The 26,905-nt window shown below is 62.6% G+C and carries 30 protein-coding genes, 1 tRNA gene and 1 pseudogene; 14 read left to right on the top strand and 18 right to left on the bottom strand.

Annotated features, from left to right (window positions below):
* The first annotated feature begins 183 nt into the window (after positions 1-183).
* Positions 184-1,092 carry a LysR family transcriptional regulator gene (locus D9M09_RS08645; protein ID WP_121669059.1) on the top strand — a complete coding sequence of 303 codons (909 nt, stop codon included), beginning with the start codon at positions 184-186 and terminating at the stop codon, positions 1,090-1,092.
* Here the strand turns inward: D9M09_RS08645 and D9M09_RS08640 are convergent.
* The gene (locus D9M09_RS08640; RefSeq protein ID WP_121669058.1) at positions 1,089-1,766 is read right to left on the bottom strand and encodes a phosphoribosylanthranilate isomerase; all 678 of its coding nucleotides are present in this window, start codon (positions 1,764-1,766) and stop codon (positions 1,089-1,091) included. The two genes, D9M09_RS08645 and D9M09_RS08640, sit on opposite strands and share 4 nt — an antisense overlap.
* A gap of 96 nt (positions 1,767-1,862) precedes the next feature.
* Between D9M09_RS08640 and D9M09_RS08635 the strand changes: the two genes are divergently transcribed.
* Both D9M09_RS08635 and D9M09_RS08630 read left to right on the top strand, forming a co-directional pair.
* The gene (locus D9M09_RS08635) at positions 1,863-2,120 is read left to right on the top strand and encodes a protein L (RefSeq protein ID WP_205602340.1); all 258 of its coding nucleotides are present in this window, start codon (positions 1,863-1,865) and stop codon (positions 2,118-2,120) included.
* A 73-nt stretch (positions 2,121-2,193) separates the two neighbouring features.
* Positions 2,194-2,598: a hypothetical protein gene (locus tag D9M09_RS08630; protein WP_121669057.1), complete on the top strand. Its 405-nt coding sequence runs from the start codon at positions 2,194-2,196 to the stop codon at positions 2,596-2,598.
* Positions 2,599-2,687: 89 nt separating this feature from the next.
* Here D9M09_RS08630 and D9M09_RS08625 read toward each other — a convergent pair whose 3' ends face one another.
* The 7 genes from D9M09_RS08625 to D9M09_RS08595 form a co-directional block, all read right to left on the bottom strand.
* The gene (locus tag D9M09_RS08625; RefSeq protein ID WP_121669056.1) at positions 2,688-3,722 is read right to left on the bottom strand and encodes an RNA methyltransferase; all 1,035 of its coding nucleotides are present in this window, start codon (positions 3,720-3,722) and stop codon (positions 2,688-2,690) included.
* A 68-nt stretch (positions 3,723-3,790) separates the two neighbouring features.
* Positions 3,791-4,132: a zinc ribbon domain-containing protein YjdM gene (locus D9M09_RS08620; protein WP_070218308.1), complete on the bottom strand. Its 342-nt coding sequence runs from the start codon at positions 4,130-4,132 to the stop codon at positions 3,791-3,793.
* A 91-nt stretch (positions 4,133-4,223) separates the two neighbouring features.
* On the bottom strand, positions 4,224-5,195 hold the full coding sequence (gene dmeF / locus D9M09_RS08615) for a CDF family Co(II)/Ni(II) efflux transporter DmeF (protein ID WP_121669055.1): 972 nt from the start codon (positions 5,193-5,195) through the stop codon (positions 4,224-4,226).
* Positions 5,196-5,205: 10 nt separating this feature from the next.
* Entirely contained in the window at positions 5,206-5,481 is a 276-nt protein-coding gene (locus tag D9M09_RS08610) for a metal/formaldehyde-sensitive transcriptional repressor (RefSeq protein WP_070311924.1), read from the bottom strand.
* Positions 5,482-5,557: 76 nt separating this feature from the next.
* Positions 5,558-6,382: a TlpA disulfide reductase family protein gene (locus tag D9M09_RS08605; RefSeq protein WP_121669054.1), complete on the bottom strand. Its 825-nt coding sequence runs from the start codon at positions 6,380-6,382 to the stop codon at positions 5,558-5,560.
* A gap of 70 nt (positions 6,383-6,452) precedes the next feature.
* Complete coding sequence (locus D9M09_RS08600; RefSeq protein WP_240453652.1) at positions 6,453-6,992, bottom strand: DUF2325 domain-containing protein; 540 nt, start codon at positions 6,990-6,992, stop codon at positions 6,453-6,455.
* Between the two features lie 273 nt (positions 6,993-7,265).
* Entirely contained in the window at positions 7,266-7,871 is a 606-nt protein-coding gene (locus tag D9M09_RS08595; RefSeq protein WP_121669053.1) for a hypothetical protein, read from the bottom strand.
* A gap of 278 nt (positions 7,872-8,149) precedes the next feature.
* On the opposite strand from D9M09_RS08595, the gene D9M09_RS08590 reads away from it, so the two are divergent.
* The 4 genes and pseudogenes from D9M09_RS08590 (at position 8,150) to D9M09_RS08575 (ending at position 11,010) form a co-directional block, all read left to right on the top strand.
* The gene (locus D9M09_RS08590; RefSeq protein WP_121669052.1) at positions 8,150-9,013 is read left to right on the top strand and encodes a PoNe immunity protein domain-containing protein; all 864 of its coding nucleotides are present in this window, start codon (positions 8,150-8,152) and stop codon (positions 9,011-9,013) included.
* Positions 8,952-9,443: pseudogene (locus D9M09_RS30085) on the top strand (hypothetical protein); the annotation flags it as partial. The gene D9M09_RS08590 and the pseudogene D9M09_RS30085, both read left to right, overlap by 62 nt.
* 89 nt (positions 9,444-9,532) lie before the next feature.
* Positions 9,533-9,904, top strand: coding sequence for a PoNe immunity protein domain-containing protein (locus D9M09_RS30080; RefSeq protein ID WP_121669051.1), 372 nt, complete (start codon positions 9,533-9,535; stop codon positions 9,902-9,904).
* The gene (locus D9M09_RS08575) at positions 9,901-11,010 is read left to right on the top strand and encodes a hypothetical protein (protein ID WP_121669050.1); all 1,110 of its coding nucleotides are present in this window, start codon (positions 9,901-9,903) and stop codon (positions 11,008-11,010) included. Before D9M09_RS30080 ends, D9M09_RS08575 begins: the two co-directional genes overlap by 4 nt.
* Positions 11,011-11,067: 57 nt before the next feature.
* Here the strand turns inward: D9M09_RS08575 and D9M09_RS08570 are convergent, their stop codons facing one another.
* The 7 genes from D9M09_RS08570 to cysS all read right to left on the bottom strand — a co-directional run bounded on the left by D9M09_RS08570 (position 11,068) and on the right by cysS (position 19,429).
* On the bottom strand, positions 11,068-12,672 hold the full coding sequence (locus D9M09_RS08570) for a methyl-accepting chemotaxis protein (RefSeq protein WP_121669049.1): 1,605 nt from the start codon (positions 12,670-12,672) through the stop codon (positions 11,068-11,070).
* Between the two features lie 378 nt (positions 12,673-13,050).
* Positions 13,051-13,143: transfer RNA gene (locus tag D9M09_RS08565), tRNA-Ser, on the bottom strand.
* A 110-nt stretch (positions 13,144-13,253) separates the two neighbouring features.
* On the bottom strand, positions 13,254-14,501 hold the full coding sequence (locus D9M09_RS08560) for an aspartate kinase (RefSeq protein WP_070221317.1): 1,248 nt from the start codon (positions 14,499-14,501) through the stop codon (positions 13,254-13,256).
* 196 nt (positions 14,502-14,697) lie between these two features.
* A complete protein-coding gene (gene tilS / locus D9M09_RS08555; RefSeq protein ID WP_070221316.1) occupies positions 14,698-16,116 on the bottom strand; it encodes a tRNA lysidine(34) synthetase TilS in 1,419 nt (472 codons plus the stop codon).
* 176 nt (positions 16,117-16,292) lie between these two features.
* Entirely contained in the window at positions 16,293-17,267 is a 975-nt protein-coding gene (locus tag D9M09_RS08550) for an acetyl-CoA carboxylase carboxyltransferase subunit alpha (protein ID WP_034784047.1), read from the bottom strand.
* Positions 17,268-17,321: 54 nt separating this feature from the next.
* Positions 17,322-18,035, bottom strand: a complete 714-nt coding sequence (locus D9M09_RS08545) for a DNA-3-methyladenine glycosylase family protein (RefSeq protein ID WP_070221359.1) — start codon at positions 18,033-18,035, stop codon at positions 17,322-17,324.
* On the bottom strand, positions 18,035-19,429 hold the full coding sequence (gene cysS / locus D9M09_RS08540; protein WP_121669048.1) for a cysteine--tRNA ligase: 1,395 nt from the start codon (positions 19,427-19,429) through the stop codon (positions 18,035-18,037). The genes D9M09_RS08545 and cysS overlap by 1 nt, the downstream gene beginning before the upstream one ends.
* Before the next feature lie 311 nt (positions 19,430-19,740).
* Here cysS and D9M09_RS08535 point away from each other — a divergent pair, with 311 nt between their 5' ends.
* The 7 genes from D9M09_RS08535 to D9M09_RS08505 all read left to right on the top strand — a co-directional run bounded on the left by D9M09_RS08535 (position 19,741) and on the right by D9M09_RS08505 (position 24,908).
* Positions 19,741-20,337, top strand: a complete 597-nt coding sequence (locus D9M09_RS08535) for a peptidylprolyl isomerase (RefSeq protein WP_430886695.1) — start codon at positions 19,741-19,743, stop codon at positions 20,335-20,337.
* Positions 20,338-20,410: 73 nt separating this feature from the next.
* Positions 20,411-20,902: a peptidylprolyl isomerase gene (locus D9M09_RS08530; protein ID WP_071326571.1), complete on the top strand. Its 492-nt coding sequence runs from the start codon at positions 20,411-20,413 to the stop codon at positions 20,900-20,902.
* 86 nt (positions 20,903-20,988) lie between these two features.
* Entirely contained in the window at positions 20,989-21,744 is a 756-nt protein-coding gene (locus D9M09_RS08525) for a UDP-2,3-diacylglucosamine diphosphatase (protein WP_070221313.1), read from the top strand.
* 69 nt (positions 21,745-21,813) lie between these two features.
* The gene (locus tag D9M09_RS08520; RefSeq protein WP_121669047.1) at positions 21,814-22,530 is read left to right on the top strand and encodes a DUF72 domain-containing protein; all 717 of its coding nucleotides are present in this window, start codon (positions 21,814-21,816) and stop codon (positions 22,528-22,530) included.
* A gap of 130 nt (positions 22,531-22,660) precedes the next feature.
* Positions 22,661-23,041 carry a GntR family transcriptional regulator gene (locus tag D9M09_RS08515; RefSeq protein ID WP_086138305.1) on the top strand — a complete coding sequence of 127 codons (381 nt, stop codon included), beginning with the start codon at positions 22,661-22,663 and terminating at the stop codon, positions 23,039-23,041.
* Positions 23,038-23,910: an ABC transporter ATP-binding protein gene (locus tag D9M09_RS08510; protein WP_070221310.1), complete on the top strand. Its 873-nt coding sequence runs from the start codon at positions 23,038-23,040 to the stop codon at positions 23,908-23,910. Before D9M09_RS08515 ends, D9M09_RS08510 begins: the two co-directional genes overlap by 4 nt.
* Positions 23,907-24,908: a hypothetical protein gene (locus D9M09_RS08505; protein WP_070289842.1), complete on the top strand. Its 1,002-nt coding sequence runs from the start codon at positions 23,907-23,909 to the stop codon at positions 24,906-24,908. The genes D9M09_RS08510 and D9M09_RS08505 overlap by 4 nt, the downstream gene beginning before the upstream one ends.
* 91 nt (positions 24,909-24,999) lie before the next feature.
* Here D9M09_RS08505 and udk read toward each other — a convergent pair whose 3' ends face one another.
* The 3 genes from udk to D9M09_RS08490 are packed head-to-tail and all read right to left on the bottom strand — an operon-like array spanning position 25,000 to position 26,905.
* Positions 25,000-25,641, bottom strand: a complete 642-nt coding sequence (gene udk, locus D9M09_RS08500) for a uridine kinase (protein ID WP_070221308.1) — start codon at positions 25,639-25,641, stop codon at positions 25,000-25,002.
* A gap of 48 nt (positions 25,642-25,689) precedes the next feature.
* Positions 25,690-26,193 carry a DUF2199 domain-containing protein gene (locus D9M09_RS08495; protein WP_121669046.1) on the bottom strand — a complete coding sequence of 168 codons (504 nt, stop codon included), beginning with the start codon at positions 26,191-26,193 and terminating at the stop codon, positions 25,690-25,692.
* Positions 26,194-26,206: 13 nt separating this feature from the next.
* Positions 26,207-26,905 carry a YceH family protein gene (locus tag D9M09_RS08490; protein ID WP_070221306.1) on the bottom strand — a complete coding sequence of 233 codons (699 nt, stop codon included), beginning with the start codon at positions 26,903-26,905 and terminating at the stop codon, positions 26,207-26,209.

The raw sequence follows: 26,905 nt of genomic DNA, 5'->3' as shown, positions 1-26,905 counted from the left end.
GCCGCGCCGCCGATCTGGACGAAAATCAGTTTTACGATAATACTGACGAGCAGTCCCAGCACCCCGATCAATTCCAGCATGGTCTTTCCTTTGCAGTGACAGCAGACCAGGCCACTGTAGCGCGAACGCCGGGGCCAGGCCAATATCAAATCAGGCAGTCTCCGATCTCGAAAAGGCATACGATTGATTTCCATCAGACAGTTCCGCTACTTTGTCGAAGTCGTCGATGCGGGCAGCTACTCGCGCGCGGCGGAAAAGCTGTACATCGCGCAGTCGGCCCTGAGCCGGCAAATCAAGGAGCTCGAGGGCGAGGTGCAAGCCCTGCTGCTCACGCGCGACGCGCGCCATATCGAGCTCACGCCCGCCGGACAGGTCTTTTATGAGCGGGCAAAGCGCATCCTCGACGACATCGACGAAACCGTGCGCCAGACGCGCCACGTGGGACAAGGCGCGCAAGGCATCATCCGCCTGCTGCATTCGAGTTCCGTCACCCTCACGCCCGCCATCGGCGCCGTGCTGAACCGGCTGCTGGCGCAATTCCCCGGCGTTTCGCTCGACGTGTCGAAAGGCTCGTCGGAAAACCAGGCGTTTGATATCGAAGAAGGCCGCGCCGACCTGGGCCTCGTGCGCCTGCCCACCCTGCGCAAGCACGCCAACATCGTCGTGCGCGAACTGTTTGCGGAAAAACTGGTGGTGGCCGTGTCGGCGATGTCGCCGCTGGCGGCGCTGGAGCGCACGACGATCGCCGCCCTGCGCGACGAAGCGTTCGTCTCGATCCCGCACAAGGACCGGGGGGGCCTGAGCTACCTGGTGGCGGGCCTGTGCCTGGCGCAGGGATTCTTCCCGAAGGCGGCGCGCGCGCTGTCGCGCAAGACCTCGCAACTGAACCTGATCGAAGCCAATATGGGCATCGCCATCGTCCCCGACAGCATGCGCCTGGTGGCGCCGCCCGGCGTGCGTTTCATCGCGCTGCCGGACGAGGAATCGCATTCCGTCGTGGGCCTGATCTCGCCGCGCGCGGCCAGCGGCATGGTGGCCGCGTTTACGGAAGCGTTCGTGCGCGAGATGAACGCATCGGCAACTACGGCTTAGCCTTCCGCATACAGCGCCGCATCCGCGTCGCGCACGGCCGCCATCAGCAAGGCCAGCTTCATGACATCGAGCTGGCCGTCCGTGCGCACGCGCGAGCACAGGTCGATGCCGTAGGGGCGTACCTGACGCAGCGCCTCCATCACGTTGTTCGCATCGAGGCCGCCGGCCAGGAAGACGGGACGGGGGCTGGCGCGCACGAAGCGCGCGCTGACGGACCAGTCATGCGTGCGGCCCGTGCCACCCAGCTCCGGCACAGCCGCGCCGGGGCGTCCCGAATCGAGCAAAAAAGCGTGGACATGGGGCGCGTAGGCGGGGATCAGCGCCAACGCCTCCGGTCCCTCCACGTGGATCACCTGCACGCGCCGCACGTGCGGCAGCAAGCGCGCCAGCTGCGCCACTTCGCCGGGATCGATATGGCCGACGATCTGCACGGTGGAAGGCTGCGTGGCGCGCACGTGTTCGGCGATGGCTGCCGCCGTCGTCTCGGACGTCAACAGGAAGGTGGCCACGGGCGGCGGCGTCCAGGCGGCGATCTGCGCGATGCGCACGTCGAGAATCGGGCCGGGGCCGGACGGCATGGCGGCCACCAGGCCCAGCGCGTCGGCGCCGGCGGCAATGGCCAGTTGCGCTTCGTCGATGGAAGCGATGCAGCAGATCTTGATGCGGGTTCTCATGGCCTTGCGTACTCCGTCGGGATGATCAACATTACAACACAGGGCGGCGCGCGCGCCAAGACACGCGGTCAAGGCCGTGCACGATTGTGTGCCAAAATGGGCCATTATCCACTCCACGAGGAAGCCATGGCCGACTACAAGAACCCCAGCTACGTGGCGCGCTCCATGCACCCGCGTTTCGATGAACTGACCTCGCCCGGCGAAGCCGTGCCGTATTCGGGCATCTACCGCTGCGACGGCTGCGCGCATGAAATCGTCTCGACGGAAGGCCACGTCATGCCGCCGCAAAACCACCACCAGCACAGCAGCGAGCAAGGCGCCATCCGCTGGCGCCTGATCGTCAGCCCGCGCTGATTGACATGCGCCAGGCGGCGGACGATACTTGATTGATCCCGGATCGCCATTGGAACGTCACTGGAACACCAGCATGCGCATCGTCGATTTTGAAGTCCGCAAGGAGTGCCCGCCGCAGCTGTGCGACTGCGAGCGCGAGCGATTGCTCGACGATCCGCAGGCGGACCTGTCCATCCTGCGCCTGAACCTGACGGAAGAAAAGCGCCTGCTGGCGCACATCGAGGGTATCGCCACATATGCGCAACTGCAGAAGCTGCAGCGGCTGTTGAAGAGCAACCTAGGCGTGGAATTGCAGATCGTGCCCGGCAGCGGCGAAGTGCGCACCGTGCGCGGCTTCCAGATCCGCCTGCTGGAGCGGCCCGGCCTGTGCCGCAAGACGCGCGCCGCCATTCCCGCCGCCGTGCGCCGCTGCCTGGTCGCGCATCCCGAGATCGCGTTTGCGATATTGAATGAAAATGATTTGCTCGGTGGGGTGTGAGCCGAGTAGGTCGGATTAGCGGGCACCGCGTAATCCGACATCATTGTAGGCGTATGGGCGAATGTCGGATTACGCTCCGCTAATCCGACCTACGCCGTCACGCTGGCACGGATGGCAATGACCTTGCCCTTCGCTTCGCGCGCCCGCAACTGCCCGCAGCCCCCCTCCACGTCCTGACCGGCCGAATCGCGCAATTTGGTCAGCACGCCGCGCGCGTGCAGGGCGGCGGCGATGGCGCGCGCCTTGTCCCAGCTGGGACGCCTGAACGGCAAGTCATCGATGGTGTTATACGGGATCATGTTGAGCACCGCGTACTTGCCCTGCAAGAGCGCGACGATGCCGTCCATCTCGTCGTCGCCATCGTTGACGCCTTCCATCAGCGTCCACTGATACTGCACCGGATAGCCGGTCAGGCGCGCATACGCTTCGCCGAAGTCCACCAGCTCGCGCGGTGTGAGCCTGGGTGCGCGCGGCAGCAGCTGTTCGCGCAGCGCCGGCTTCGTCGTGTGCAGCGACAGGGCCAGCGCCGGCTTGACCCGCCCCTGCGGCAGGCGTTCGAAGGCGCGCGGGTCGCCTACGGTGGAGAACACGAGGTTCTTATGGCCGATATTGCCCTCCGTGCCCAGCAGCTCGATCGCTTCCATCACATTGTTCAGGTTATGCGCCGGTTCGCCCATGCCCATGAAGACGACTTTTTTCACCGGGCGCAAGGTGCGCGCCAGCACCACCTGGGCGACGATCTCGCCGCTGGTCACTTGCCGGATCAAGCCGTCACGGCCCGTCATGCAGAACTGGCAGCCGACGGCGCAGCCCACCTGGCTCGACACGCACAGGCCGTCGCGCGGCAGCAGCACGCTTTCCACCGTCTGGCCGTCGTGCAGCCCCACCAGCAGGCGCGCGGAACCGTCGGCACCCGGATGGGTGCTGAGCAGTTTCAGCATGCCCTGCAGTTCGAGGTCGAGCGCAGGCAAGGCGTCGCGCACGGGCAGCGGCAAAAAGTCTTCGGCGCGGCGCCGGCCCTGGTCGTGCGGCTGGCCCTGTATCCAGTCGCGCAGCACGCGCTGTTCGTGCAGGGGCTTGGCGCCCAAGGCGCGCAGGCGCTGGCGGAGATGGTCGATTTGCATGGGGTCTGAAATAAAAAACGGCGCGCCGGCAACAATGCGAGGCGCGCCGCGAATGGCAAGGAAAAGTCTTACACTTTCTTGACGAATTCCGTCTTCAAGCTCATGGAACCGAAGCCGTCGATCTTGCAGTCGATGTCGTGGTCGCTGTCGACCAAACGGATGTTCTTGACCTTCGTGCCCATCTTGACGACACCGCCGCCGCCCTTCAATTTCAAGTCCTTGATGACGCTGACCGTGTCGCCGTCCTGCAGGATATTGCCGGCCGAATCGCGGTACACACGGGCGCCCTCTTCCACGGCTTCGCCAGCCGTGGCCGACCATTCATGCGCGCACTCAGGGCAGATCAACTGGCTGCCGTCTTCGTACGTGAATTCGGATTGGCATTGCGGGCATGGTGGTAATGTGCTCATTTTCTTCTCTGTCTGGTGAACAGCGCGTGCTGTAAAAGCCGACATTATACGGCCTACGCCCCGCATCAACGGGCTTTTTTCCCCATCATTATCAAGGCCGGCGAATAATCTCGATGGTGCTGTGGACGATTTCCTCGTGGATGCCGATGCGCGCGCGCAGTTCGGCGGCCGTCAATGCAGCGTCGCGGCTGACGACGGACAAGGCGCACGAATACAGCTGCTTGCCGACTCGCCACACGTGCAGGTCGACGATGCGCGGCGTGTCGCCGGCGCTTTCCACTTCCACCGCTTCGCGGATTTCATCCACCACGGGGTGGTCCATCTCGCGGTCCAGCAAGACCTTGCCCGTGTCCAGCATCAGCTTTTTCGCCCACAGCGCCACCAGCACGGCGCCCGCGATACCCATCACGGGATCGAGCCACTGCCAGCCGTAAGCCCACGCGCCGGCCAGCGCCACGATGGCCAGCACGGACGTGGCGGCGTCGGCCAGCACGTGGATGTAGGCGGCCTTCATGTTCAGGTCTTCGCCATGGCCATGGTGGTCGTGGTGCCCATGATGGTCATGGTGATCGTGGCCATCATGGTGGTCATGGTCGTGGTGCCCGCCGAGGATCAGCGCGCACACGAGGTTGACCGCCAGGCCGAAGGCCGCCACCGCCATCGCCTGCGGATAGTGGATGGGCTGCGGCGAGAACAGGCGCTCGACGGAAGCGGCCACCATCAGCACAGCCACGCCCAGCAGCAGGATGGCGCTCGTATAGCCGGCCAGCACCTCGATCTTCCACGTGCCGAAGGCAAAGCGGGGGTCGCGCGCATAGCGGCGCGCCGCCGCATACGCAAATGCGGCCAGGCCGATGGCCAGCGCGTGCGAACTCATATGCCATCCATCGGCCAGCAGGGCCATGGAGTTGTACCACCAGCCGGCGACGATTTCCAGCACCATGGTGGCCAAGGTGATCCACATGACGATGCGCGCGCGGCGCTCGGCCTTGTCGCTGGCGGCGCCGAAGACGTGTTCGTGCTGCCAGGCGGAGAGGTCTTCGCTGAGGGATTGCGTTTTCATGACGTTCTCCTTATTTGAGGTAGGTGCGCAGGATGCCCGCGATGTCGTCGGCGCCTCTGGCCCGCTCTTCGCCGGAGATATCGGGACTGGCCACGTGCTCGCGCAAATGCTCTTCGATGACTTCGGCCATCAGGCCATTGACGGCGCCGCGCACGGCGGCGATCAGCTGCAGCACTTCGCCGCAGTCGCGGCCCTCTTCCAGTCCCCGCTCCAGGCCTTCCACCTGTCCACGGATGCGCTTGACGCGATTGAGCAGCCTGGTCTTGTTGTGTGCCGTGTGGCCCATAATTCACTCCGATAAATACTATAGGGGGGTATACTATCAGAGAACTCCACGGCTACGTCAACAAAGCATACCCGCCTCAGGGAACGGGCGCGATCTTCTGCAGCTTGCTGGCCAGCGAAGCGTCGGACAATTCGCCCAGGTGCGTATCGGCCAGCCGCCCCTGCGCGTCATAAAACAGGGTGGTGGGCAGGGCCGAGGAACCGGCCGCCTTGCCCAGCGCCGCCTCGCCGTCGAGCACCACGTTGCGCAGGGTCGCGCCGCTCCTGTCCAGGAAAGCGATGGCGGCGACCGCATCCTCGCGCTGGTTCGCATACACGAAGACGATATCGGCGCGCGCCTGCTGTGCGGCGGCCAGCACGGGCATCTCGCGCCGACATGGCGGGCACCAGCTGGCCCACAAGTTGACCACCATGGGCTTGCCACCGGCCAGCGCCGCCAGGCGGGTGGACGTGCCGTCCAGCGTCTGCAGGGCCACGGCCGGCAAGGCCGCCGGCTTGTCGTACGCCAGCCCCAGCCCTGCGCTCAACACGCCCCAGGCCAGCGCACCGCAGGCCACGCTGACAGCCAGCGGCCGGCGCATGAGCGCCATGGCGGGACCCCGGCAGCGCCACGCGGCGATGGCCAGCGCGGCCGCGATGCCAGCCGGCGCCAGGAAGCCGCCGTCGCGGATATTGAGGATGGACGCGGGCGCGGCCAGATACTGTTCGTGCCAGCGCAGCACGAACGCCACGCGCGCCCCCAACAGGCCGGCGATCAGCATGTCGGAAACGAGGGGGCCGGCGTCCGGCAGCCGGCGGTGCTTCCGCAGCCACCACGCCGCGCCGTAGGCGACGCACAGGGAAACGAACAACAGGACCAGGCCCGTGGGCAGGGCCAGGGGACCGATTTGCAGGGACAGCATGGGCGCTCGCTATGACATCGAATGGATGGCCATTCTGCCCCATGCGGATTAAGCAGGCGTTAATCCGGCATCAAAAATCGGCCAGCGCCTCCTTGCGCACGAAATGCATGGCTTGCGGCTGGTCCACCAGCACGCACTGCTTGCCCGTGCGCTTGCAATGGTCATGCACGCGCCAGTAGGCATCGTGGCTGACGCAGCCCGTCTGGCAAATCACCAGGTCGGCCGCCACCAGACCGGCTTCCAGCGCAGCCACGTCGTCGGCGCCGTCATCGCCGCCCGCATGGTGCAGGAAGCGCCCGCCCGCCTGCTCGATGGCCAGCTGCGCCACGTTGGCGCCGGCCGCGTGCTGGCCCGGTGCCAGGCCTGAATAATTGCCCACATACAGCACGGCTTTTTCGCGCACGTCGGCCTGCAAGGATGGCGCCGGCAGCCACTGCAGGCGCAGCAGCTCGCGCATCAGGTCCTGCACGCGCTCACCGAGCCACTCGACCCGGCGGGCCAGCCTGGCACGCGTCGGCAAGCCCGGCACGCTGGCCGCCAGTTCGGCCAGTTCATCGCGCGCCAGCGCCAGCCTGGAATCGCGGATCACCACCTGCGCCCGCGCGCGCATCAATTCCGACTCCAGCTGCGCGATGCGGGCCGCCTGCGCCGCCAGCTGCGCACTGCAACGCGCCTGCGCCCGCCCATATTCGCCCATCAGTACGCGATGCTCGTGCGCGATCGCGTCCTCGTTGCCATACACACTGCCCATCATGCCCTCCTTCACCACCCGTGGCGCCATGGCGCCAGCCCATTGCATCCCATAGCGCTGAATTATAAATGAGAATCATTATTATTTGTGTATGCACGTGCACGCAGCAGGGATATGCGAAGGCGACCGGCTTCACGCGGCCGGCGGGCAGGACAGCATGCGTTTCCAGACATCGTCCTGCACTTGCCGCACCTGCCGCAGGGCATCGGGGCCGCGATAGATATCCAGCGTGTTCGGCCACGCGATATCGATGAACAACTGCCGTGCCGGATCGATCAGCAGCGACTGCCCCACATAGTTCCCCTTGATCTCACCCTTGTTGACGGCCAGCAGGCGCGCGCCGCCGGCAAGCGCCCGCTCGTCCAGCGCCACGCCGCTGCGCTCGGCCACGTCGCGCAGCCAGCGCTCGCGCCAGCGCGCCTGCTCCGCGAACTGTCCCTGTGGCGGCCGGTCCAGCTTGACGACGGCCGCCACGGGACCGCCTGTGCCCGCCTGCAGCGAAAAGCCCATGCGTTCCTGCAGTTCGACCGTGTAGGCCTCCCCCTTGACGTCGATCTGGTAGTGCCCCGCCCCGTCCTGTACCAGCAGGTCGGCCTGATGGTAGGCAGGTTTGACGCAATTGGCGTACTGATAGGCGAGCACATCGAGGAATGGTGGTGCGGCCGGGGTGGACGCCGCCATGGCGGGCGACAGGCTGGCCCATAAGGCCGCTGCGGCCGCGTATTTGATCTTGCTCATGCTTGCTCCGGTTCACGTAAAAGACGATGACGGCCGAAAAATACCTGCGGCACGCCATCGAGTCGCTCATGGTAGCTATTTTGAATATTTCTTTCTGGCACACGATTCAATTGAATCGCGCTTGTTGAATCACTATTTCTAGTATGTAATCTTGCAAACAAGTCATTACATCAACTGCCAGTACGTTTCCCTCATCACACGGAGTCCCAGGCAATGTCCGCATTTTTCCATGTAAACGCATCTTCCTTACGCGTCGATCACGACGGCAGCCAGACAAGATGAACAATCGTCCATTCACTGAGCGGCGCCGCCAGCAATTTCTGGATGAAGAACTGTATGTCAAAACGCGCAGCAATCAATTTGCGCTGATTGCAGGAGGACTGGAAAACAAAAAGGTCGCCGACTCAGCGCAGGAAAATGCTTCCGTCCATCATTTTTTGTATTTAGAAGAACTCTGGATCTGGATGCTCGACTATACGGCGGGCGAGTCCATCGAGGCCTTGGCGCCGCGCATCGCGGGCATCGTGGATAAGTTTGAAGAATGGAATGCGGTCGATCAACTCTATCAGCAGGATGCGGCGCTTGAGTTTCCAGAGTTTGGGCCCTACGAATATGAGGGAGCACCAGAGTTTTACGTCCTGTCCGACTATGAGGACACCTTGCAACTGCTCAGCATTGCCATCCTGCTGCGCGATCACCGTTCGGTGCTGCGCATCATCCACGTGCTGCGCAGCCACCGTGGCCGCGATGGCCTGTTCGAGCAATTGATCGACGGGTATGTGGAGGATGGACAAGCACTCGACGCCTGCATCATCGCCAGGCCCTATGACACCCTGCTGCAAGTGTTCTATGAGGAGGATGAGGACGCTACCTTGGCCCTGCTCCAGAAATACCTGAAACAATGGTATCCGGCCATGAAACATCATCCGCGCTGGTACAACGAGCATCTCAATATCAGCGAGGAAGGCTATGCCGGCTACTACGGCTACTGGGCATTCGAAGCGGGGGCGACGGTTTTCCTGCTCGACCTGGAAGATAGCCAGGCCGCGCATCTGGTGTACCCCAGGGATCTGGTCGACTATGCGCGACGGCTACGCAAGGAAGGCCGCTACACCAGCGAAGTTACATGGCCGCAACCATAATCAGCAAGGGGCAAGGATGCAGACGCTGAACGAACGGGATTTTTGGGCCCGGCGCAGGGAAGCGCGGTTGTCCTATGCCATCTACCTTGAAAGCAAGGAAAGCCAGGATGAGTGCTACGACATGGTGGCAGCCGGCTTGCAACAGCCGGCGCACGTGCTGCAACATATTCCACCAGAAAATTTCATGACGGCCACGCGCCAGCGGGCCTGGGATGGCGTCGACCAGCTAGCCCTCGCCTACAGCGCCGGTCACGCGCTGGATGAGTTGCGCGCCGCGTACTCCACGATACTCGCTTACTGGCTGGCGTTTGCCCGCTATGACATGACATTTGACGCTCAGGCCGGCGAAGCCGAACAGGGATTTACCCACTTCGCCCTGCCCGGCGACGGCTACGAGCAGGTCAACCGCATGGTCTGCCTAGGCATTTTGCTGGGCTGCGGCAGTTTGCTGCCCCGGCTGGCGCCCGTCATCGATTTCAATAACCATGAAAAGGATGGCTTGCTGGAGCGGCTGCTGGCATGCTTCGTCGCCGGCAGGGATGCCGCCTGGCCAAAGTGCACGCGCCATCTGCCCTACGTCAATACACTCAAGATATTCGCGGCAGAAAAAGATGCCCGTCCTGCGCTGATGCAGCTTATCTGCAGCAATGGTATGCAGCCAGCCGCCGCGAGCCCTATTACGACAGCCACCGGCGCGACACCTCGTTCTGGGGCTACTGGTCCTGGGAAGCGGCCGCCATCACCTGCGTGCTCGATATCGATGACAGCGGCTATCGCGGCGCGCCCTTCTATCCGGCCGACCTCGTGGCGTTCTGCCGGATGAACGGGATCGCCCCCGGCGCCACTGCGGCAACGCAGGACACGCAGCAACAACGACTGGACGAAGCATGAAAACCAGCACTGCCATCGCCACCGGCATCGCCATCGTTGCCGGACTCTGCTTTGCCATGCCCACGCTGTGGCGTGTCGCCACCAATCCCTTTCCGGGCATTTATTCCATCATCGACCCCGTCACTGGCGAGACCAAGGATGTCCTGAAAGTAAAATCGCTGCTGGGCGAGTACGTGGTACTCGCGCGCTTTGGCGGCCATGGTCCATGGACGGGCCCCATCTACGCCAAAGTCATGGGCAACGGCGACAGCTACGCGTCACCGCCACTGTTTCAGCAAGACCGCATGGTCAGCGCGCTATCGCTGGACGAGATCGGCTACCTCTACCACACGCCGGGCAACAGCGACTCGCGCGTCGGCCCGTCCGATACCGGCTATATCAGCAGTATCGCGAGCTTCGGCATTACCCCCCTGTTCCACCGGCCCCTGCTTGCGGGCGGCAACGAGCGCGGTGAGCGGGGCTTGCACGCGTACACGCCCGGCGCCGGTGAGCGCAAGGTAACGGTCAGTACCTTGAACTACAGTCCGCGCATGATACAGGTGGGCATCAGTTCCGTCGGCGATCCCGACAACGCTGTCGATACCGATCCACTGAGTCCTTACATGAGCAGCGCCGCCAGCTGCTGCTTCTACCTGCCGGCGCAGGCCGCGGCGCCGTTGCAGGTCAAGCTCGAATATCGCTGGCTGCCCAAGGGCAAGCCTGAAGTGCTGGCCATGACCTTGCCAGCCAACAGCGACGCCGACGAACTGCTGATACTGGTGCAGGCGGATGGAACAATGGGCGTGGAATTTCGCGCCCCCGGCAAGGACCTGGATCTGACGTCTGAGGGCGTCAAATCCATCAATGGCAAGCCGTATCCGCTGCCACCGGCCGCCGAGCGCAAGGCGCGCCTGGCTGCGGAACTGGCGCGAAGAAAACGCTTCTTGAAAGATATGTACAGGCTGCGGGACAAAGGCACAGGCGAATCTGTCGAGATGGCATATCAGCTGCGCTACCTGATCGACGAATACGAGAAAACCATCACCTATCTGGAAACGTTTTCCGCATGCACAGGTACCTTGGCAACGTGCGACAAGCAAGCCACGGCAGCGGCCCACGCGCCATAGCGCAGCCACGCCCAGGAAACGCCAAGCCGAGCGGCGTCCTGACCGCCAGCCAGCCTGTCAGCGGCCCGGATGCGCGGGCGCCGCCAGCGCGCTGGCAGCGGCGCCCGCATCGAGCTTGAACACGCCCACTTCCCGCACCAGGCTGGCCGCCTGCTCTTCCAGGCTGCCGGCGGCGGCCGCCGCTTCCTCGACCAGGGCGGCATTCTGTTGCGTGACCTCATCCATCTGCGTGATGGCCTGGTTGACCTGTTCGATGCCCAGGCTCTGCTCCTGGCTGGCGGCGGCGATTTCGCTCATCAAGTCGACCACCTGCTTCACGGATGCCACGATCTTGTCCATCGTGGCGCCCGCCTCGTCCACCAGCTTGCTGCCCGCGTCGACGCGCTCGACCGAATCGCCGATCATGGCCTTGATTTCGCGCGCGGCACTGGCCGAACGTTGCGCCAGGCTGCGCACTTCGCTGGCGACGACGGCGAAGCCGCGTCCCTGCTCGCCCGCCCTGGCAGCCTCTACCGCTGCGTTCAAGGCCAGGATATTCGTCTGGAAAGCGATGCTGTCGATCACGTCGACGATATCGACGATCTTGCGCGAGCTGGCATTGATGGCGCCCATGGTATCGACCACGCGCCCGACCACCTGTCCGCCCTGCACGGCAAATTCCGACGCCGACACCACCAGCTGGTTCGCCTGCCGCGCATTGTCGGCATTCTGCTTTACCGTGCTGGTCAGCTCCTTCATCGCGGACGCCGTTTCTTCCAGCGAACTGGCTTGCGCCTCCGTGCGCGATGACAGATCGAAATTGCCGGCCGCGATTTCGCGCGAAGCAATAGTGATGCTTTGCGTGCTGCTGCGCACCTGGCCCACGGTGTGCGACAGGCTGCCATTCATCGCTTCGAGGGCCTGCAGCAATTGACCAGGCTCGTCGGAAAAACGCTTGTCGACACGATTGCTCAAGTCGCCGGCCGCCACCCTCTGCGCGGCCAGCAACGCCTCCTGCAAGGGGCCGGTAATGCTGCGGCTGATCAGCACGGCGCCGGCGATGCTGACGCCCAGCGATGCCAGCAGCAAGCCCGCCAGCAGCACGGTTGCCGAGCGTGCCTTGTCGGCCGATTCGGTCTCGAACGCGGCCGAGCGCTTGCTGGTCATGTCGACCACGCGGTTGATGGCCGCCAGATGGTTGTCGTAGCTGGCGGCCATGGCCGCCATGGCAGTGGCGACGCCCGCCTTGTCCTGCCCCTGCAGCGCCGGGATGAAGCGCGTGAATGCCGTCTCATAGAATGCCACGGCAGGGGCATGCGCCTGCGTCAGCAGGGCTTCGGCGATATCGTGATCGAGATCCTGGGTACGCCAGAACTGATGGCGCGTGTCGTACTCGGCCTTCAAGGTTTTCAGGCGTTCGACCAGCTTGTCTTGCGCGCTTCTGTCTTCGGACGCCATCAGCTGGAAGGCGACCAGATACGATTCGAGGATGTATTCCGGCGGCGGCAGCACGTCGGCCACCAGGTCCTTGCCCTGTACGATGCGGTGATATACGGGACCGTTGACCTTCAGTTCGTGCAGCACGCGCAGCGACCAGCCGCCATACACGATCAGGCCCAGCGAAAAGATGGCGACCAACAAGGCCAGCCGGCGCGACAGTTTGACTTGGCGAAGCAGCTGCATGTGCGTACCCCCTCGTTTATCCGGACCATGCCTCAATGCCACCGGCATAGGCCGCGCTGGCCAGTATGAAATTTCTGCGCGGCATTTGTGGATTATGCAACTTTTTAAGGGGATTGGGCTGAATGCGGTGAAAAAGAATCTCTTGCTGAGCAAAGGCTGGCGCAGGCGCCCGCAGAGGCCGGCGCATGCGCTGGCCGCTAGTGCCTGAGATGAGGGGACGGCGTTGGCCGCTGCGCGGCCAACGGGGCCGCGCGTGGCGCGGCAGATGGGCGATTCGGAGAGCCTGCGCGCCCTTCAGGGCGCTCCGTCTTCGAATCCCACCGTTCCGTCCAGACAAATAAAAAAGCCTCCCGCAGGGGAGGCTTTTTTATTTGATTCTGGCGGAGACGGTGGGATTCGAACCCACGATACAGGTATAAGCCGTATGCATCCTTAGCAGGGATGTGCCTTCGGCCACTCGGCCACGTCTCCTAGCTGATTACTCAACTATGTCTCTGTAGCTAACTGCGCTGCAGCGACGAACGTCATAATATCGATTGCCCCCCCTTTGGTCAAGGGCGTGGGGCAATATTTTTGGATATTTAAGCTTTTTCCAGCTCGAACGCTTTATGCAGCGCGCGCACGGCCAGTTCCATGTACTTTTCATCGATCAGCACGGAGATCTTGATCTCGGAAGTGGAGATCATCATGATGTTGATTCCCTCTTCCGACAAGGTACGGAACATTTGCGATGCGACGCCCACGTGGCTGCGCATGCCCACGCCGACGACGGACAGTTTCGACACTTTCGCGTCGCCCGTGATGCTGGCCGCGCCCAGTGCTTCGCGGTTCGCCTCCAGCACGGCCAGCGCGCGCGTGTATTCGCCGCGCGAGACGGTGAAGGTGAAGTCCGTTTTACCGTCGACCGACTGATTCTGTATGATCATGTCGACTTCGATATTCGCGTCCGCCACCGGTCCCAGGATGTGGTAGGCCACGCCTGGACGGTCGGGCACGCCGAGCACGGTGATTTTGGCTTCATCGCGGTTGAAGGCGATGCCGGAGATGACTGCTTGTTCCATGTTTGTATCTTCCTCAAACGAAATCAGGGTGCCTGAATTGGCTTCTATTTCCAGCGGCAACATCGGGTCGGTCAGCGACGACAGCACGCGCGTGGGAACGCGGTAGTTGCCGGCAAATTCCACCGAACGCGTTTGCAGCACTTTGGAACCCAGCGAAGCCAGTTCCAGCATTTCTTCAAAGGTGATGGTCTTCAGGCGGCGCGCCTCGGAAACCACGCGCGGGTCGGTCGTGTAGACGCCGTCGACGTCCGTGAAGATCAGGCATTCGGACGCCTTCATGGCGGCGGCGATCGCCACGGCCGAGGTGTCGGAACCGCCGCGGCCCAAGGTCGCGATGTTGTCGTGTTCGTCGACGCCCTGGAAACCGGTAATGATGACGATCTTGCCCGCATCGAGGTCGCGTTTGACTTTTTCGTCATCGATCGACTGGATGCGTGCCTTGGTAAAGGCGGAATCGGTCTTGATCGCGACTTGCCAGCCAGCATAGGATACGGCTTGTTTGCCGATCGCCAGCAGTGCCATCGACAATAGGCCGACGGACACCTGTTCGCCTGTCGAGGCGATCATGTCAAGTTCACGGGGATCGGGTTGATCCATGATTTCCTTGGCCAGTCCAATCAGGCGGTTGGTTTCGCCCGACATGGCGGATGGCACCACCACGATTTGATGCCCGGCGTCGTGCCACTTGGCAACGCGCTTGGCGACATTCTTGATACGGTCAGTCGAGCCCATCGACGTACCGCCATATTTGTGGACGATTAAAGCCATAAGAGTGAAGTTTCCGCTCAAGAAGAATAAAAAAGGAGGGCTTTACTCTACATGCCGCAATGCAAAATAACAAGCTAAAAAGCGCATTAGCTCATACCAATTGTACATATGGAAATAACCAATCCATACAGTCCAGCTGGCTGGAGCAGCCACTTGGCGATCACCGCGAGAGTGGCCGTGGAGGCTGCCCCTGCGCTCAGCAGGAGAGCCAGCGCAAGGTCACGCGAGGACGGTCCAGCAGACTCAGACAATGGCAGTCGAGGCCGATACCCGCCGCATACAGCAATTGTTGCGCCGCACAGACAAGCGGCAGGCGTTCGCGCTCCCAGGCGGGCACGTCGAACGCCTGGTAATGGTATTTCAAGCTCTTGGTGGGACGGTTCAAGGCCAGCTTCAAGCGCTCGCCGCCCTGGCGGAAGTCGATCGTCAAGGTTTGGGCTTGCAACCAGGCAATATCGATACCCTGGCCGCCGTCTTCCACCGCATCGAAATGCAGCACGCCGCCATACGCGGGGAACGCCAGGCTCGCTTCGCCCTGCCAGCTAAATTGCTGGCCGGCCTTTTCCAGGCCGGGAATACCCGCGTCGTCACGCTCGCGCATGCCGGCAAGGTCATTCAGCTTGGGCGTCAGGTACAGCCGGTCGCGGTGGCGCCGCACGTGGCATTCGGGATGCGTGACCAGCAATTGCGCATCGGGCCGCGCTTCCAGCAATTGCGCCAGCATTTCCGCCAGCCATGCCGTCGACGGCATGCGCAAGCCGCGCGTGCCGAACCAGTGGCGCAGCAGGTTGTAGCAGCGGTCCGCGCTCAGCGCGCGCAATTTCGCCAGTTCGATGCAGTCGCCATCGAGGCACATTGCCAGATCCTGCGTCGCCAGTTCCGTCAGCAGGCGCTGCGCCGATTGCGCGTGCTGGGCGCTGCGGGCGAAGCGTTCCTGAAAACCGGGAAAGGCCTGCGCCAGCACGGGCATCACCTGGTGCCGCAAGGCATTGCGGGCAAAGCGGGGATCGTCGTTCGATTCGTCATGGATGTGCGCGATCGCATGCTTCGCCACGTACGCTTCGAGTTGTTTGCGCGACACGGAAAGCAGCGGGCGCGCCATCACCAGGTCCGGATTGCCCAGCAGCTCGGGCGCGCTGTTGGCGCCATCCATGCCGGACAGCCCTGCCGTGCCGGAGCCGCGCAGCAATTGCAGCAGCACCGTTTCCGCCTGGTCGTCCTGGTGGTGGGCCGTCAGCAGCAGGCGCACGCCGTGCGCGGCGCACAATTCACCCAGGGCCGCGTAACGGCGCTTGCGGGCCGCCTCTTCCGTGCCCGTCTTCGCATTCTTTTCCAGGGTGACCTTGCGTGCCTCGAAGGCGATACCCATGCCGGCGCACAACTGCGCGCAGTGGGCCAGCCAGGCGTCGGCGTTCGGACTCAGGCCATGGTGCACGTGAAACGCGTGCAAGGCCACGCCGTGCTCTTGCGCCCAGGCATGCGCCAGGTGCAGCAGGGCCGCGGAATCGAGGCCGCCGCTCAGGGCGATGCCGACGGTGCTGCCGGGTGCAGGTGCGCAGGCGTCCAGCGCGCGGGCGAAGATGTCGGGCACGGTGGCGGTTTGTTGCTTTTTCATTCGGACTCCGGGAATGCAAAGAGGGACAGGCGGCTAAACGGATGGTGTCGTTTAGCGGACTGTCCCTAGTAACTCTTGATATTTTGTCGGCTTACGTCTTGTCGGCTTACGCTGCGCTAAGCCGACCTACGCCGACCTACGTCGACCCACGTCGACCTACGCCGACTTGCGCTGGCTTACTCGCTCGGCGTGGTTTCCTTGAACTTGCCGTAGCTCAGCAGTTTTTCGTGGCGCGCGGCCAGCAGGTCCTTGGTTTTCATGCCCTGGAACTGGCGCAGGGTGTCGGCCAGTGCGCGTTTGAGCAAGGTGGCCATCTGTTTCGGATCGCGGTGGGCGCCGCCCAGCGGTTCGTTGATGATCTTGTCGATCAGGCCCATGGCTTTCAGGCGGTGGGCGGTCAGGCCCAGCGCTTCGGCCGCATCGGAGGCGCGCTCGGCGCTCTTCCACAGGATCGAGGCGCAGCCTTCCGGCGAGATCACTGCGTAGGTCGAGTATTGCAGCATCAGCACGGCGTCGCCCACGGCGATGGCCAGTGCGCCGCCGGAACCGCCTTCACCGATGATGGTGGCGATCAGCGGCACTTTCAGTTCGGCCATCACGTACAGGTTGTGGCCGATCGCTTCCGACTGGCCGCGCTCTTCCGCGTCGATGCCGGGGAAGGCGCCTGGCGTGTCGACAAAGGTGAAGATGGGCAGGTTGAACTTTTCCGCCACTTTCATCAGGCGCATGGCCTTGCGGTAGCCTTCCGGTTTCGGCATGCCGAAATTGCGCATGGCGCGCTCTTTCGTGTCGCGGCCCTTCTGGTGGCCGATGACCATGCACGGCTGGCCGTTGAAGCGGGCCAGGCCGCCGACGACGGACAGATCGTCCGCGTAGCTGCGGTCGCCATGCAATTCGTGGAAATCGGTAAAGATTTCATTCACGTAATCCATGGTGTAGGGGCGTTGCGGGTGGCGCGCGATCTGCGCCACTTGCCAAGGGGTCAGCTTGGCGTAGATATCCTTGGTCAGCTGCTGGCTCTTCTTGGCCAGGCGGTCGATCTCTTCCGAGATATCGACGGCCGAATCGTCTTGCACGAAGCGCAACTCTTCGATCTTGGAATCGAGTTCCGCGATCGGCTGTTCAAAATTGAGGAAAGTCGTTTTAGTCATTGTACCTCCAGGTTTTACCGGCCACGGCGCCAGGGCGCGCGGCGTCATCTATGTTTATTTTACCGTACCGGCTGGTGCGCCGGGGGCTGTATCGGATGCGGCAGGGGCGGCTGCAGGGTCGAGACTGCGCCACAAATACCACGTCGCCACGGTGCGCCACGGTTCCCAATTGGCGGAAACTTCGCGCGCATCGCTGCGGGAAACGGGTTCGCCGGAGAAATAATTGACGCTGATGCCCTGGATCAAACCAGGGTCGTCAAGCGGCAAGACATTCGGCCGGAGCAGATTAAATATCAGAAACATCTCGGCTGTCCAGCGGCCGATGCCGCGGATCTGCACCAGTTCGGCGATGACGGCTTCGTCATCCATCTGGTCCCACTGGCTCGCGTGCACGCGCTTGGCCTTGAAATGGTCGGCCAGGTCGAGGATGTATTCGGTCTTGCGTTTGGACAAACCGCAGGCGGACAATTGCTCGGCGCCAGCCTTCAATACTTGCGAAGGCGTGCATTTCGGGCAAGCCAGCAGCAGCTTTTTCCAGGCGGCATCAGCCGCCTTGGGCGTGATCTGCTGCCCCACCAGCGAACGGGCCAGGGTGGTAAACGGGTCGCTGTGGCCGACCAGGTGCAGGTCGCCAAACTGCGGGATGAGTTTTTTCATGATGCGGTCGCGCTTCATCAGCTCGATCTTCGCCTCTTCCCAGTAATGCGGCACCTGGATCACCTGCGCAGCGATTACTGGCGCTTCCCCGTTTTCCCTGGACGTCGCCATCATGCGCGGCGCCAGTTGGTCGAGCCGTCAGGCTTGTCTTCAAGAATGATGCCTGCGGCCAACAATTCCGCGCGGATTTTGTCGGACTGGGCAAAGTCGCGCGCCTTTTTCGCCGCACTGCGCGCCGCGATGGCCGCTTCGATGCCGGCCGCCTCGTCCTGGCCGCCGGCGGCGCCGACGGTCGCCTGCAGGAATTGCTGCGGCGTGCGCTCAAGCAAGCCGAATACGCCCGCCAGGCCCTTCAATTGACGCGCCAGGGCGGGCGATTTGCTCTTGTTGACTTCCGTTGCCAGATCGAACAGGGCCGCCACGGCCAGCGGCGTATTGAAATCGTCGTCCATCGCTTCGCGCACGCGCACGGCATGCGCTTCGCTCCAGTCGATGGCGCCCTCTTCCACCGCCATGTCGGCCAGCGCCGTGTACAGGCGCGTCAGCGACAGGCGCGCATCATCGAGGTGCACGTCCGAGTAATTCAGGGGGCTGCGGTAATGCGCGCGCAGGATGAAGAAGCGGATCACTTCGGCATCGAACTTTTGCAGCACTTCGCGGATGGTGAAGAAATTGCCGAGCGACTTGGACATTTTTTCATTGTCCAGGCGCACGAAACCGTTATGTATCCAGTAATTGACGCTGGTGTGGCCGAACGCGCCTTCGGACTGGGCGATCTCGTTTTCGTGGTGCGGGAATTGCAAGTCCGCGCCGCCGCCATGGATGTCGAATTGTTCACCGAGCAAGGCGCACGACATGGCCGAGCACTCGATATGCCAGCCCGGGCGGCCCTTGCCCCACTTCGAATCCCATTTGACTTCTTCCGGCTCGGACTCCTTCGACGACTTCCACAGCACGAAGTCGAGCGGATCGCGCTTGCCCGTGTTGACGTCGACACGCTCGCCCGCGCGCAGGTCGTCGAGCGACTTGCCCGACAGCTTGCCGTAGTGGGGGAAATTGCGCACGGCGTAATTGACGTCGCCGTCGGCCCCCTGGTAGGCCAGGTCCTTCGCTTCGAGCTGCTCGATCAGGCGCAGCATCTGCGGCACGTACTCGGTGGCGCGCGGCGTGTGGTCGGGCGTCAAAATGCCCAGCGCGGCCGTGTCTTCATCCATGTACTGGGTGAAGCGCGTCGTCAGCTGGGAAATCGTCTCGCCGTTTTCCACGGCGCGGCGGATGATCTTGTCGTCGATGTCCGTAATGTTGCGCACATAGGTGACGTCGAAACCGGACGCCTTCAGCCAGCGGTAGATGACGTCGAAGGCCATCATCATGCGCGCATGGCCGATATGGCAATAATCGTAGATGGTCATGCCGCAGACGTACATGCGTACCTTGCCCGCTTCCATCGGGACGAATACCTGCTTCTCGCGAGCCAGGGTGTTGTAAATCTTTAGATTGCTCATCGTACTTTGCAAGTGAAGCGGCCGCCAGCCTGGCAAAACGACAGACAGGCGCGGACACCGGGGGTGCCGCGCCACTGAACTGCCGTGTGCGCCGAAAACTGTCGACCCGCTATATTGTTGTTCTTGTTTGTTAGAATTGGGGCGTTAGCGGTCAAGTATAACATTGATAAAAACCATACTGGCCCGATATGAATCAGGTTTTTACGATGTTCAACCGAATTTTCAGCTCTTTACAATTAAAGCAAGTTTAGAGAAAAATAACGATCAAGGACGCCTTCATGCAAGAAACCAAATCGAAACGCCTGTCTTTCCTGGCCCGCTTTTGCACCCTGTTTGCCGGCCTGACGCTGGGCAGCGCCGTCGTGGCGGCCGCTCCGGCGACCGCCCTCGACCCCACGCCCCATGTGGCCCTGAAAACCAGCATGGGCGAAATCGTGCTGGAACTGAATCAGGAAAAAGCGCCGCAAAGCGTCGCCAATTTCTTGCAGTATGTCAAAAGCGGTTATTACAAGGGCACGGTGTTTCACCGCGTCATCGACGGCTTCATGATACAGGGCGGCGGCTTCGACAAGAACATGAAGCAGAAAGCCACCAAGGCGCCGATCAAGAATGAAGCGCAAAACGGCTTGCAAAACGTCACCTACAGCATCGCCATGGCGCGCACGGGCGATCCGCATTCGGCCACTGCGCAATTCTTTATCAACGTGAATGATAACGGCGCGCTCGACTACCCTGGCCGCGACGGCTTCGGCTACACGGTGTTCGGCAAAGTCATCAAAGGCATGGACGTGGTCGACAAGATCAAGGCCGTGCCCGTGACAGACAAGGGACCGCACCAGAACGTGCCCGTCACCCCCGTGGTGATCGAATCGGCGACTTTACTCAAGCCCGCGCCCGCAAAACTGTAAAATAGCGTTTTTGCGGCGCCGGCCTGCTTGGCGCCGCTGAATCAATTATTCATCCAATTTATTAAGGATCATCATGACCTCCGTCATCATCACCACCAATCTGGGCAAGATCACCGCTGAACTGGACGCCGAAAAAGCGCCGAAAACGGTTGCCAACTTCCTGGCCTACATGAAAGCCGGCCACTACGACAACACGATCTTCCACCGCGTCATCGACGGCTTCATGATCCAGGGCGGCGGTTTCGAGCCAGGCATGAAACAGAAGCCTGCCGACACCACCGTGGAAAACGAAGCCAAGAACGGCCTGAAAAACGATACCTACACCCTGGCCATGGCCCGCACGTCGGACCCGCACTCGGCATCGGCCCAGTTCTTCATCAACATCAAGAACAACAGCTTCCTCGACTACCCAGGCCAGGACGGCTGGGGTTACGCCGTGTTCGGTAAAGTTACCGACGGCAAGGAAGTCGTCGACGCCATCCGCGCCGTGAAAACCTCGCGCGCCGGCATGTTCGCCGATGTGCCAGTGACCGACGTCATCATCGAGAAGGTAGAAGCCGCGTAATTCGGCTCAGGCATCATGAATCACAGGCATTGCCGCGTTGGCGCCTCTCCATCTACATCACTTTTTGGGAGCGTTGAACGATGACAATGCCTGCCGCACTCTTTATTTCCGACCTGCATCTGCAGAGCTCGCACCCGCGCACCAGCGCGGCGTTTCTTTCTTTCCTGGAACATCATGCGCAATATGCGCAAGCGCTGTATCTATTAGGCGACCTGTTCGAATACTGGGCCGGCGACGATGACCTGGAAGACCCGTTCAATGCGCGCATGACGGCCGCCATCCGCGCCGTCAGCGATGCTGGCGTGCACGTCTACTGGATCGCCGGCAACCGCGACTTTCTTGTCGGCTCCGGCTTTGCCGCCGCCGCCGGCGCTACGCTGCTCAGCGAACCGCACGTGGCCACGATTGCCGGCCGGCGCATCGTCTTGCTGCATGGCGACGCCGAATGCACGAAAGACGTCAGCTACATGGAGTTTCGCGCCATGGTGCGCCAGCCCGCCTGGCAAAAACAGTTCCTGTCCATGCCGCTGGCGCAGCGCAAGGCCATCATCGATGGTTTGCGTCAGAGCAGCCGCGAGCATAATGGCGAAAAATCCATGGACATCATGGATGTCACCCCCGATGCTGTCGCGCAAGTGTTTGCCGAACATGCGAGCACCGTCATGATCCACGGCCATACGCACCGCCCCGCCCTGCACCAGGTCGACAATACCTTGCGCTATGTCCTGCCCGACTGGGAATGCGACGTGACGCCGCCACAACAGCCGCGCGGCGGCTGGATCGCCATCGATACGCGCGGCAACATCACGCGCCACGACCTGAACGGCGAGATCGTCGACTAGGCCTGCGCCGACGGCCGCACGGGTGTTTGTCCGATAGCCGCGCCCGCCTGGCCTTGCTGTAATGGCGCCATGCATACCGTTTACATCGGCACGGCTGGCTGGAGCATCGCCAGCGCCGCCGCCAGCCGCTTCCCCCTCGATGGCAGCCACCTGCAGCGCTATGCCCAGGTACTGGACTGCGTGGAAATCAACAGTTCCTTCTACCGTCCGCACCAGCCCTCCACGTACGCGCGCTGGGCCGCCAGCGTGCCCGAGCATTTCCGCTTCAGCGTGAAATTACCGCGAAGCATCACGCACGAACGGCGCTTGCGCGACTGTGCGGCCGAACTGGATCGCTTCGCGGGAGAGGTCATGCAACTGGGGAATAAACTGGGCTGCGTGCTGGTGCAGCTGCCGCCCAGCCTGCGTTTCGAGGCCGACGTGGCCGCCGCATTTTTCCATGCGCTGCGCCAGCGCTTCGACGGCATGCTCGCCTGCGAAGCGCGCCACCCCAGCTGGTTCGAGGCGGGCGCGACCGAACTATTGACGCTGCAAGGCATCACGCGCGTGCGGGCCGATCCGCCTGCGGGACAGCCGGGGCCGCACATACCGACGACCAGCGTGGCCTACCTGCGCCTGCACGGCAGCCCAAAGATTTATTACTCGGACTACCCGGCCGGCTACCTGGCGGCGCTGGCCGCCGACTTGCACACATCGGCGCAGGCGGGCAGCTGGTGCATCTTCGATAACACGGCGGCCGGCGCAGCCCTGTTCAATGCGCTGGACCTGCATGCGCGGCTGGCCTGAAAATACGTGTTGACTCTTTGAGACTTAGTGTTATAGTTAACTACAACACCGATCAACTACATCACGGAGCTTCGATGCCTACAGCATTTTTCACGCGCCGCACGGCCACGCCCTTGTGGGAGCGCATCCCATGAGCGCGGAATGGAATGACAATAGCCCCATCTACCGCCAGCTCAAGGCCAGGGTGGTGGGCATGATGCTCGATGGCGTGCTGCAGTCCGGCGACGCCCTGCCTTCGGTGCGCCAGGTGGCGGCCGATTATCAATTGAATCCCATCACGGTTTCGCGCGCCTATCAGGAACTGGTCGACGATGCCCTGGTGGAAAAACGCAGAGGACTCGGTATGTATGTCTTGGAAGGCGCCCGCGACAAATTGCTGGCCAGTGAACGCGAGCGCTTCATGCGCGAAGAATGGCCGGCGATGCTGGAACGCATCACGCAACTGGACCTTAACCTCGAGCAACTACTGCAGGCGAGCCGCGACAGTGGCGCACACGGAGAGAGCGCATGAATGCATTGAACAAGGACAGCGTCATCAGCGCCCGCGGCCTGCGCAAGCAGTATGGCAAGCAAGTCGCCATCGACGGCATCAGCTTCGATATCGCGCCGGGGCGCATCGTCGGCTTGATCGGGCCGAACGGTTCGGGCAAGACCACCACGCTGAAAGCCATCCTGGGCCTGACGGGCTTCGAAGGCCAGCTGTCGGTGCTGGGACGCGATCCGCGCCTGCAGCGCGACGCGCTGATGGACGACGTATGCTTCATCGCCGACGTGGCCATCCTGCCGGGCTGGCTGCGCGTGGCCGACGCCATCGATTTCGTTGCCGGCGTGCATCCACGTTTCGACCGCAGCAAGGCCGAGCGCTATCTGGCCCACACCAAGCTGGCGCCGAAGATGAAGGTCAAGGCCATGTCGAAAGGCATGGTGGTGCAGCTGCACCTGGCGCTGGTGATGGCCATCGACGCCAAACTGCTGGTGCTCGACGAGCCGACCCTGGGGCTGGACATTCTGTACCGCAAGCAGTTCTACCAGAACCTGCTGCAAGACTATTTCGATGAAAACAAGACCATCGTCATCACCACGCACCAGATCGAGGAAGTGGAACACATCCTGAGCGACCTGATGTTTATTCGCGACGGCAAGATCGTGCTGGCCTCGAGCATGGAAGAAGTGGGCGAGCGCTATATCGAGGTGATGGTGGGACCGCAGCACGTCAATCCGGCGCGCGCGCTGCAGCCGATCAGCGAACGCAGCGTGTTCGGCAAGTCGGTGATGCTGTTCGACGGCGTCGCCCGCACCCAGCTGGCGGCCCTGGGCGAAGTCCGCACGCCCAGCCTGGCTGACCTGTTTGTCGCGACCATGAAAGGATCGTACCAATGAGTATTTCCCCTGCAAACAAGATGCAATGGCTGATCCGGCGTGAATTGTGGGAACACAAGGGCATGCTGGTGTGGACGCCCGCCCTGATCGGCGTCGTCATGACCGTGCTGGGCGCCCTGGTGACGATAGGCACCATCGCCAAGACCAAGATGCGCACGGCGCTGATCGTCAATGGCGAAGAAGTGTCCTGGAGCACCGTCTTCAATACCCGCACCTTCGGCCCGCGCCGCACGGAAATCATCGACGCCGTCGCCAACAACTACACGTACGCGGCCGCGCCGCTGTTCCTGGCACTGGGCTTTCTCGTGTTTTTCTATTGCCTGAGCGCCCTGCATGAAGACCGCCGCGACCGCAGCGTGCTGTTCTGGAAATCGCTGCCCATCTCGGATGCCCAGACGGTGCTGTCGAAAGCGGCCATCGCCCTGCTCGTCGCGCCGCTGATCGTGGCCGCCGCCGCCAGCGTGACCTCGCTGCTCCTGGTGCTGATCCTGAGCGGCGTGCTGGCGGTCAACGGCATCCATGTGTTCGCCGAACTGCTCGCCACGCCCGGCCTGTATCTGGGACCGCTGCGCGTGTTCGGCTTGCTGCCCGTGTATTGCCTGTGGGCCTTGCCGACGGTCGGCTGGCTGCTGATGGTATCGAGCTGGGCCAAGTCGAAAGTCTTCCTGTGGGCCGTCGGCGTGCCGCTGCTGCTGCTCATCCTGGCCGTCTGGGCCGGCAAGCTGACGCAGACGGAAAGCGGCGTCGACTGGATACAGATGAACGTCATCGGACGCGCCCTGCTGGGCACCCTCCCCGGCAGCTGGTATCTGTTCGAGCCGGACCTGCTGCCGCAGATGCACGCGCTGGCAGAGGGGGGATCGCACGCGACGCGCACTGATGTGTTCAGCAACTCCTGGTCCAGCCTGGCCTCGCCAGCCGTGTGGCTGGGTGCGGCGGCAGGTACGGCGCTGATTTACGCCGCCATCCGCCTGCGCCGCTGGCGCGAGGAAGGCTGAGTCCCCTCTTCCATGATGGGAGGATTTGGGCGGCGCCCTGCACGCGTAACGCGTATGCCGGCCCGGCATACTCGCAGCGGACCGGCGGGGATCAGGCCCGCGTCAACCGGCCGATCACGCTGGCCACCTTGGCCGTGATCATGTCGACCGCGGGACCGTTGGCGCCGTGCGGCAAGATCACATCGGCATTGCGCTTGGTCGGTTCGATGAATTGCTTGTGCATCGGGCGTACCGTTTCCAGATACTGCTCGATGACGCTTTCCACAGAACGGCCGCGTTCGGTGATATCGCGTTGCATGCGGCGGATGAAGCGCACGTCGGAAGCCGTGTCGACAAAGATCTTCAGCGACATCATGTTGCGCAAGTCTTCGTCATACAAGGCAAACAGGCCTTCGATCACAATCACCGGCGCCGGCTTGACGGGAATGGTCCTGTTGGAGCGGTTGTGCAGCGTGAAGTCGTACTCCGGCATCTCGATCGCTTCGCCATTGCGCAAGGCCTGGATGTGCTGCACCAGCAATGGCCACTCGAACGCCTGCGGATGGTCGTAATTCTGCTGGCGCCGGACTTCAGGGGAGAGATGGGTTTGGTCGCAGTAATAGTCGTCCTGCATCACGACCGAGACCATGTCGGCACCGAACGACGCCAGCACCTGCTGTGATACGGTTGACTTGCCACTGCCGCTTCCGCCAGCGACACCAATAACAAACGGTTGGAAGGAAATATTATTCATGCCGAATGATACCGGAAACGCGGGCGGACTGACAGGGAGCGGCTCCTGTCACGCGTCATGCACGAGCCGCACATACAGCTCGGCCACCCTCTCGGCCGTGATGCCGTCGCGCTGTTCCACCGCCAGCGGATGGCCGGTCGGCTCCAGCTCGAGGTACGGACGCATGCCGTCGTCGCGCAGGTGTACACGGGTTTTCAGGTTCAGGGTAGCCGGATACACGGGCAGCTGCGTGCTGAGCCAGCCGAAGAAGGGGCCGATATGCGTGCGCCTGGCGTCATTGAAACAGGCATCCCACGCATCGAAGCTCTCGCTGCTCAGCGACACCCACACGCCCCAGCTGAATGGTTCATCCGAGCCATGCACGGGGATGTCGATGGTGGCGCGCACGAAGCAGTGTTCTTCATCGACGATGCAGGCGTCGCTGTCGAGCTGGCAGCGCGTTTCGCGCTCGGCGGGCGCCATCTGCTCAACCAGCCACGGCGCGTCGGCGCCGAAGCTGGGCATGCCCGTGTGAGTCTCGCCGCAGGCGCGGCACAGGAAGGAAAAACGCATGCGTGAAGGCTGCTTATTCGAATTGCTTGCGGAACGCCTCGAACTGCGCCGCCAGGCCGTCGAAATCGCTGCGCAGCTGCAGCACTTCCTGTTCCAGCTGGGCCACCCTGCTGCCCTGCTGCGGCGCGCTGACGGCACCAGCGTAACCTGCCGCCGTCTCGATTTGCGCCAGCGCTTCCTCGCCGCCCAGCAAATGGCCGTAGCGTGGTTCCTTGGCGCCGGGGGCGACGGCCAGCTTCGCCACCAGCGGCGGGTATTTGTCGATCAAAAATTGCAGGCCGGATTCCACCTCGGCGACGGACTTGAATTCGTGCACACGGCCGCTGCGGCTGCGGATTTCGCCCGCCGTCTGCAAGCCGCGCAGCATCAAGATCGTCAGGATGGCCAGCTTGTCCTGTTCCAGCGACCACTTGATGCGCATACGGTGTTCGTACTTGGCGACCCGCGCGCCCGCCTGCGTGATGCCGTTGACGAACTTGCGCTGCATCAAGCGCTGCAGCACGTCGTACACGGTTTCCTCGGAGAGGGCCATGACGGGGTCGCGGCTCGACAGCTGGTTGCAGCCGTTCGTCAGCGCGTTCAGCGAGAGCGGGTAGCTGTCCGGCGTCAGCGCTTCCTTTTCGGCCAGCACGGCCAGCACGCGGATCTCGAAGGGATCGAGCAGATTCGGATTGTCATTGCTTTTTTCGCCTGCCGTCACATCAGTATTCAT

This window comes from Janthinobacterium agaricidamnosum (genome assembly GCF_003667705.1).
Lineage (GTDB): Bacteria > Pseudomonadota > Gammaproteobacteria > Burkholderiales > Burkholderiaceae_D > Janthinobacterium.
This window is presented reverse-complemented; position numbering and strand designations above follow the sequence as displayed.